This is a genomic window from Halomonas sp. DP8Y7-1, assembly GCF_019801685.1.
GTDB classification, from domain to species: Bacteria; Pseudomonadota; Gammaproteobacteria; order Pseudomonadales; family Halomonadaceae; genus Halomonas; species Halomonas litopenaei_A.
The window spans coordinates 220,394-228,114 of record NZ_JAHVIN010000009.1 but is presented as its reverse complement, the minus strand read 5'-3'; the positions used below and the strand labels follow the sequence as shown (position 1 = coordinate 228,114).

8 protein-coding genes are annotated in these 7,721 nt (G+C 62.1%); all 8 read right to left on the bottom strand.

Translation table 11 applies throughout. The features are described from left to right. A partial coding sequence (locus KUV41_RS13125; RefSeq protein WP_222486463.1) for a filamentous hemagglutinin N-terminal domain-containing protein occupies positions 1-1,083 on the bottom strand: 1,083 nt, incomplete at its 3' end. A gap of 44 nt (positions 1,084-1,127) precedes the next feature. Further along, positions 1,128-2,918 carry a ShlB/FhaC/HecB family hemolysin secretion/activation protein gene (locus tag KUV41_RS13120; protein ID WP_222486462.1) on the bottom strand — a complete coding sequence of 597 codons (1,791 nt, stop codon included), beginning with the start codon at positions 2,916-2,918 and terminating at the stop codon, positions 1,128-1,130. Positions 2,919-3,749: 831 nt separating this feature from the next. Continuing rightward, positions 3,750-4,205 carry an acyl-CoA thioesterase gene (locus tag KUV41_RS13115; RefSeq protein ID WP_222486461.1) on the bottom strand — a complete coding sequence of 152 codons (456 nt, stop codon included), beginning with the start codon at positions 4,203-4,205 and terminating at the stop codon, positions 3,750-3,752. Further along, entirely contained in the window at positions 4,205-4,534 is a 330-nt protein-coding gene (locus KUV41_RS13110; protein WP_222238910.1) for a DUF2007 domain-containing protein, read from the bottom strand. Before KUV41_RS13110 ends, KUV41_RS13115 begins: the two co-directional genes overlap by 1 nt. 182 nt (positions 4,535-4,716) lie before the next feature. After that, the gene (locus tag KUV41_RS13105) at positions 4,717-5,907 is read right to left on the bottom strand and encodes a class I SAM-dependent rRNA methyltransferase (protein ID WP_206940365.1); all 1,191 of its coding nucleotides are present in this window, start codon (positions 5,905-5,907) and stop codon (positions 4,717-4,719) included. Positions 5,908-5,955: 48 nt separating this feature from the next. Then, complete coding sequence (mutM, locus tag KUV41_RS13100; protein WP_222486460.1) at positions 5,956-6,819, bottom strand: bifunctional DNA-formamidopyrimidine glycosylase/DNA-(apurinic or apyrimidinic site) lyase; 864 nt, start codon at positions 6,817-6,819, stop codon at positions 5,956-5,958. 151 nt (positions 6,820-6,970) lie between these two features. Further along, positions 6,971-7,126 carry a 50S ribosomal protein L33 gene (gene rpmG / locus KUV41_RS13095; RefSeq protein ID WP_016856547.1) on the bottom strand — a complete coding sequence of 52 codons (156 nt, stop codon included), beginning with the start codon at positions 7,124-7,126 and terminating at the stop codon, positions 6,971-6,973. A gap of 111 nt (positions 7,127-7,237) precedes the next feature. Further along, entirely contained in the window at positions 7,238-7,474 is a 237-nt protein-coding gene (gene rpmB / locus KUV41_RS13090) for a 50S ribosomal protein L28 (protein ID WP_206940369.1), read from the bottom strand. Positions 7,475-7,721: the final 247 nt, after the last annotated feature.

Below are 7,721 nucleotides of genomic sequence, written 5' to 3'. Positions count from 1 at the left end.
CCCCGCGCGTCGCTGTCCGCCGCGGACGCCGGCCACTACATCACCGGTGGTGGTCAGGCGCTGCGCTGACAGCGCGATATCCCCGCCGCTGGTCAGCCGGCCAGAGATGTCCAGGGCATCGTCGGCCTGAATGTCGGCCCCTTGGTCGGCATGCACGTCACCCCCGAAGCCAGCGTCACTGGACTGGGTGATCAGGCGCGCAGAGGTCGAAGCGTCGGCAAGCCTCAGCTGGCCATCGGCGGTGATGCGAATGTCGCCTGCGCTGGCGGCCATGTCACCGGCCAGGCGCACGCCGACCCCGGCGTCGGTACCGACCAGGCGAATGCGCTCGGCGTACATGCCGCCGAGCGCCGAGGAATCGATGGCCAGGGCCGGGCGCGTGCCCTTGCCGGCACGCGGCGTGGTGCTGAGACTCGCGGCGTCGACATCGTTGGCGCCTGCGACGATCGTCAGGTCCTGGGCGTGCAGCTCGGCGTTGAGCGCCGCGGCCCGGGTAAGGATCTCGAACTGATCCACCTCACGGGCGTCCAGCCCCAGCCCCTCGATGGCGACCTGCCCCTGGTCCACCGCGTAGTGGTCCAGCCGGCCATCCTCGATCACCGGCGCACCAGTGGTCAGGGTGACCCGGGGGCTGTTGATGAAACCGCAGCCATCACATGAGATGCCGTAGGGGTTGGCCACCACCACCTTGGCGGCCTGGCCGGCCACTTCGGTGTAGCCTGCCAGTCGGCTCGGATTGCCGCCGTTGACCTCATTGAGGATGACCTGGGCCGCCTGACCGCGCAGATTGGCGTTGCCGACCACGATGCCGCCAAGCTGGGTCGACTGGGTCTTGCCGGTAGCGTTGTTGAGGATGAGCCCGCGGGCATCCACGTTGTAGTCGCGAAAGCGGTTGTGGGAGAGGCCCTTGTCGTTGGGGGTGGCGATGTTGACCACCGGCACGCCGTTGCCCGCCTGATCGAGCCGGGTGTTGCCCCCCGGCGCCACCACGATGCCGTCTGCCAGCACCACCACGGGATGCCAGAACAGGGCGTTGATCATGACGATGGCCAGATGGCGAAAAAGCGGACGGCGTGGGTTCATCAAACGTCCCTCCTGGAGGGCATGGCACGTATCTGGCGCGGCCACTAGAAGCGCGCCTGAACGGTGAAATAGACGGGGCTTTCGCGATGATCGATGGCATCGGGACGGTCAATGGACTTGGCCAGGGTGACACTGGCACTGAGGTAGTCGCCGCTGACGCCAAGCCCCAGGGCCATGCCACTGAGACGACCGTGCTGGTCGCCGCTATCGTCATCGTGGCGGATGACGCCCACATCGTAGGCAAGGCTTGCCTCGAGCCGATTCACCAGGGGGACCTCCGCAGGTAACGGACGGGCCCAGCTGATCTCATTGCGCCAGTACCCCCCGCTGTCACCGCTCAGGGTCTGGTCCTTGTAACCACGCACCGAGTACTGGCCGCCCAGGCTAAGCCGCTGGGGGCTGTAAAGGGCATCGTCGCTCCATTGGCCGCTGGCCAGGCTGGTCACGGTCAGGGACTGGCCCAGCACCTCGAACGGTCGGGCATAGCTCAGCGTCAGGGTGGTGCGCTCGCCCTGGGCCTTGGGCGACCCCGCGGGCTGGTCGTCATCGTCCTGGGCGCCCAGGATGTCGAGGCCCTTGTGCCAGCCCAGGTCCGCGTTGATCAGCCCACGCCCCAGGCGGCGGCCATGGTTCAGCCCCAGGCTTAGCTCGCTAAGGCGCTGACTGCTGACCTCGATGCGCGTTTCGTCCAGGTCATTGCGCGTGCTCAGCCGGCTGACGCCGACGCTCGCTGAGGTGGTGCTGACGCGGTCCCGGTGCATCAGACGCTCGGCCGACAGGCTGTGGCGCTCGCTGGCACCGTCCAGGTCGAAGCGAAACCCATCGGCGCGGGCTATGCTGCGATAGTCGCTGCGGCTGTACTGATAGCGAAAGTTCCAGCGCCCCCAGGGCAGCCGATAGGCCACGTACTGGTTGCTGGAGCCAATGCCGGAGGCGCCGGTGACATCGTGACCGAACTGCAGACTGAGCTGATCGGCCAGCCCCAGAGGGCTGTCCCACTCGCCGCCCAGGGTCCACTGCTGCTCGCCGGTCTCGCGGCTGCCGTCATTGCTGCGACCCAGCGCGACGCGCACGGGGCGCCCTTGCCCGGCATCCGGGTCCATGCGCACGCGGCTGCCGCCCAGGGCGTCACCTGGCAGCAATTCCATCTGGGCGCGGCGTGATGGCAGGCGGTTCAACTGGTCGATCAGCTGTTCAAGATCACGCAGATTAAGGATGTCCCCCGGCCGCGTGGGTGACGCCATCAAGACTTCTCGGGGGGAAGGTCGCACTCCGCCGCTGTCCAACGCTTCCAGGCGACCTTCGGCAACGACCACCCGCAGCCGCCCCTGAGTCAGGTCCTGTTCTGGCAGATAGGCGCGGGTGGTGACGTAGCCACGTTCGAGGTACCACTGGGTCACCTCACCCAGCAGCCCATTGAGCTCAGCTGCTGACAGGCAGCGTCCCAGATAGGGCTGCAACAGCCGCCCTCGCTGCCTCTCGCTGAGCAGGCTCGCGCCTTCCAGTTCAATCTCATGAATATCCAGGCAGCCCCCGTCATCAGGGCGCACCTCTGGAGCCGCCACGGCCTCACCGGGCAAGCGCTCCAGCTGATCCAGGCGTTCACGCTGCTGCTCAAGCAGGCGCTGCTGATCGTCACGAATGAAGTTTTCGTTGAAGGTGGCATTGGGTGGAACCACTGCAGGCAGCGACCCCGGTGGCTGTGCCTGGGCGAGTACCGAGGTCGGACAGCACGCCACCATCGCCAACAGTGTTGCGCCAATCAGGCGTAAACACCTCGGGTCAACAAAAAACGCCACGCCCGGCCGAGACGCGTCGACGCAATGCACCATCATCTATGAGATTCCCCTGCAAGAGACACTGACTCGTGGTCGCTGGCCTGGCCTGCTCCACGTTTTATTGACGACGTTGAGTCGTCATATTTTTATGCTGATTCACGCACTCAAAGTGACTACCTTTAACTTCTATTTCGAATCCCCAGCTCGACTTCTATCTTTTATTTCCATCTTGATTTTTTATCTCTAACTTACGCTTCTAACTTCCACCCCTAGCGTCTATTCCAGGCTTCCATGCTTAGAGTCGTTATCTTTTTCCCTTCATTTTCTTCTACCCACCTCGCCCACCATCCTGCTTGGCGGGTCATCCGGGAGCGTGGCAACAGCACGGCTACCGCGACACCTCGTTCGGCGTTATGGCGGACAACAATCGTGACTCGGCTCAATATTGCCAGCCACATAATGTCTCTAACATTGACCCCCAGCCACTGCTGAGGTGGTTGACAGTAGCGTGATGCTACCTCAAGGAGTGAAAGTGAAAAAATGCACCAGAAATGAATGTCGTAGCGAAAAAGCACAACGATAGAAGGATTGACATAAAAAGGCCGAGGGCAGGAAAGCAGTTACTGAAAAGAGGTCATGCCGCCTCATCTAGCATTGTCCACTATTTCCTACAAACAAAACCGATATCTCTTAAAGAGGCGCGGCATGAATAACAAAAAAATAGCCGACCTACTCCGCATCTCTCTGGGGAAAGAGAATAAGCAAGAGCACGGATGGCAAGGGAGAGCAGGAAGCAGGAAGCAGAAACGATCGCCGCCGTCAGCACAGGTATTCGCTAGACAGCCAGGTGCATCGACAGCACTCGGCCGGAAAGCGAGGTTCCGCGCTCTAAGCCTCTGCCACCAATGCACCCCCATAGGCGCTGACAAACTCAGGAGGCAGGCGACGTGGACGACCGCTGGACAGCGCAATGCATGCGTAGCGAGTGCGTGCCCGCAACAGGGTCGCCCCATCATCGGGTCGGAAGAGTTGGAATCGACGTGTCAGGGTAAGTCGGGCGTCACAGGCCACGATCCAGGTCGCCATGACCAGTTGCTGGCCCTCAAACCCTGGCGCCAGATAATCGAGTTCGTGGCGGTGCACCGCCATGGCACGATCCAACGCCCGGTAGTGATCCAAGGTCAGACCTAGCTGAGCCGAGTGTGCCCAGCTGGCCTGTTCGACCCAGCGCAGGTACTGGGCGTTATTGACGTGGCCGTAGTGGTCGATGGCATCCGCTGTCACAAGGATGTCGATGACGAAGGGATTAGGCAGGTCCCAGTTGGGCTGGCTGCAGACAGACACTATTTCTGATCCTCGCGCTCGGTACCACAGTACCAGCAGGTATCGAAGGCGACCTCCAGCTCCTCACCACACACCCGGCAGCGCCACTCGCCCCCAGGGGAGGATGCGCGCAACGCCTGATGAATGACCGCCTCGGCGCGCTGGCGATTGTGCTCGGCCACCCACACCTGGGGTTCACACTCGAGCGGTGGCAACTCGCCGGCACCACCCCCCAGGGTCATGTTGCGAAGCTCAGTGGGTATGCCTGCCCCATTGAGCAGGTTACGCACATGCCCCACCATCAGAGCATTGCTGTCGGAGAAGATCATCGTCCAGGGCACGTCGTTCATGGCGGATATCCTTATCGTTGCAAGGGCCGCAGCCTTACTGGCCACGATGCGCCCAACCCCGCCACAAGGACAAGCCCTGATCGATACCCGAACGACACTTGATCCCCCCGCCTTAACGAGGGTCGATCATGTCGCCCGCCCTCCTTGGAGCAGACGTCGTGGAAGGGGGTATCGCACCGCCCTCAATCACGAAACACGCGAACGCCCAGCGCCTTCAGATAGGCGGTCTCGGGGATGGCGGGATGCACCGGATGGTCCGGGCCCTGATGCCCCTGGAACAGGATCTGGCCATGGCGATCCTGATGGCGCACTGCGCCGCGCACGACGTCGGTCAAACGCTCCGGCGCCAGGTGCATGGAGCAGGAGGCTGACAGCAGCAGACCATCGCGCCCCAGCAGACGCATGGCATCGCGATTCAAGCGGGCATAGGCACGCTCACCGTTGGCAATATCCTTGCGGCGCTTGATGAAGGCGGGAGGGTCGAGCACGATCACGTCGAACTTCTCGCCATCTGCCTTGAGCGCGGCCAGGGCCTCGAAGGCGTCACCATGACCGACGGCGACGCGTTCGTGCTGACCGTTGAGGGCAGCGTTCTCCGCAACTCGGTCCAGTGCGGACTCGCTGGCATCGATACACAAGACCTCGCTGGCGCCATGGGCCGCCGCCTGGACACCCCAGCCACCGACGTAACTGAACAGGTCCAGCACTCGCTTGCCGGCGACCTGCTGGTTCAACCAGGCACGGTTGACGCGATGGTCATAGAACCAACCGGTCTTCTGCCCGTCCATGACGGGGGCGATAAACTGCACGCCATTTTCTTCCAGCAGCACCTGGTCGGGAAGCGCGCCCTTGACCACTTCAATAGTTTCGCCAAGACCTTCCTGACGACGGCCACTGGTGTCATTGCGCAACACCACACACCCTGGCGATACCACCTTGTCGAGGGCATCCAGCAGCTCGTCCTTCACCGCTTCCATGCCTGCCGTGTTCAGCTGTACCACCAGCACGTCGGCATAGCGATCGATCACCAGACCGGGCAGCAGGTCGGCTTCACCATGCACCAGACGGTAGAAAGGCTTGTCGAACAGGCGATCACGCAGGGCCAGCGCCTGGTTGAGGCGATGCACCAGCAGCGAGCGATCCAGGCGCTGGCTCGGATCACGCGACACGATACGTGCACAGATCAGCGAGTTCGGGTTGATATAGGCCAGCCCCATGGGCTTGCCATTGGCGGCTTCGACGATGACCTGTTCGCCAACCTCAAATGCCTTGAGCGGTGTCTCGGTGGTATCGACCTCGTTGGAATACAGCCATAGATGGCCAGACTTGAGGCGACGATCGGCATTCTTTTTCAAGCGCAGCGGTCGAGTCACGGTGATCACTCTCTTCAAGATATCTAAGGTGTGGAGGTGCCAGTGCTATCAGCGCTGACAGCGAGGACAAAAGACACTGGCCCTCTGCCCCAGGGTCACATGCTTGAGTTCGCCGCCGCAGCGGCGACAGGGCGCTCCAGCGCGTCCATAGACATTGAGGCGCTGAGCGAAATAGCCGGGCTCGCCAGTGCCGCTGACAAAGTCACGCAGCGTCGTGCCCCCTTGGGTGATGGCTGCGGCAAGTACATCCTTGGCAGCCGCGGCGAGCCTGTCATAGCGCTCGCGGCCGATGCGCCCGGCTGCTCGCCGAGGGTCGATTCCCGCCAGAAACAACGCTTCGCTGGCATAGATATTGCCCACGCCAACGACCACAGCATTGTCCATCAAAAACGGCTTCACCGCGGCTTGCCGCCCACGAGAAAGGGCGTAAAGACGAGCACCATCAAACGCTGGCGATAGCGGCTCAGGGCCGAGACGCGACAATCGCGTATCCTGAGACTCGTCCTCGCGTAGCCAATCGACAAAGCCAAAACGGCGAGGATCGTGGTAGCGCAGAATCGCGCCGCCTTCGAGCACCAGGTCGACGTGGTCATGCTTCTTCGGCAGATCGCCAAGACGAGCGATCCGCAGGCTGCCCGACATGCCCAGGTGCCAGAGCAAGGTACCCCGTTCCCGGGGCGCTTCCACCTCGTCCACCGTAGCGCTATCCGAGGGAGACAGGACAGGCAACAGCAAGTACTTGGCGCGACGACGAATCTGACCAATCCGCGCCCCTACCAGGCGCTCGGCAAGGGTCTCGGGCACGGGCACTCTCAGGCGCGACTGACGCACCAGCACCTCGCGCACTTCTCGCCCTTCCACATGGGGAGCGATACCGCGCCGGGTCGTCTCGACTTCAGGCAACTCGGGCATGTTGCACCTGCGGCAGTGAGGCTGATATCCGGACGTCAGGCGACACATTCTCGCCAGGCGCCGCGTCAGCACCTTGATACGCAAGAACCCGACCTCGGGGCCGGGTTCTCGTCGACAGGCGGCTCGCCTGCGGTGGAAGCGAGATCAAGCCTTACTTGATCTTGGCTTCCTTGTACATCACGTGCTTGCGAACCACCGGATCAAACTTCTTCATTTCCATCTTGTCCGGAGTGTTACGCTTGTTCTTGTCGGTGGTGTAGAAGTGGCCGGTACCGGCGCTGGACACCAGACGAATCTTGTCACGCATGAGAATTCTCCCAGATTGCTGCCTGGCACGTTCGCCACACCAGGCCAGTCTTTCAAGTCGGCCGGAACCTGTGCACGAGCTACGCTCTACAGGCTCCGAGTGACGACATCCTTAGATGGCGTCGCCGCGCTTACGAATATCGCTGAGCACCTCGTCGATGCCCTTCTTGTCGATGATGCGCATGCCCTTGGAAGAGACGCGCAGAGTCACGAAACGCTTTTCGGACTCGACCCAGAAGCGATGGCTGTGAAGATTCGGCAAGAAACGACGACGTGTCTTGCGCTGGGAGTGTGAAACGTTGTTACCAGTCACCGGGCGCTTGCCGGTAACCTGACATACTTTGGACATGAGAGCCTCCAACCGCGTGGCGAGTTGTTCAAAACCTGTCGGGCAAACCGGGAAGGGCGAGAACCTTAACTGAATAAGTGGCGTGCCTGTCAGCCTGTGTCGCAAACCCGCCGCGCGGTGTCGACGCAGATCCGCAGTCATCAAGCCTCAGCAACCTCAAGCCCTGTCATGAGCCCCGTGCTTTCAACCCAAGGGAATTCAAAGGGTGCACTTTATACCAGAACCCTGCCGCCTGGGCAAGAGTTAC